This is a genomic window from Bacillus sp. AFS001701 (assembly GCF_002559405.1).
Classification (GTDB): domain Bacteria; phylum Bacillota; class Bacilli; order Bacillales; family Bacillaceae_G; genus Gottfriedia.
Genome location: NZ_NTZO01000350.1, coordinates 1 through 206, shown reverse-complemented (window position 1 = coordinate 206; position 206 = coordinate 1). Strand labels below are relative to the sequence as shown.

Below are 206 nucleotides of genomic sequence, written 5' to 3'. Positions count from 1 at the left end.
TCTTTACGGCATGCTGCTGTTCGTGCTGCTGGCGGTATTTATTGCCGGTTTGATGATTGGCCGCACTCCGGAATACCTCGGTAAAAAAATCGACGTCCGCGAGATGAAATTAACCGCGCTGGCGATTCTGGTCACCCCTGCGCTTGTGCTGCTCGGCACCGCGCTGGCGCTGATGACCGAGACCGGACGCAGCGGCATCTTTAACC

At 57.3% G+C, this 206-nt stretch carries 1 protein-coding gene; it reads left to right on the top strand.

Features of this window, described 5'->3' with window-relative positions:
• Positions 1-206 (top strand): potassium-transporting ATPase subunit KdpA (locus CN514_RS19645; RefSeq protein ID WP_176525983.1); only part of this gene is annotated, 206 nt, incomplete at both ends.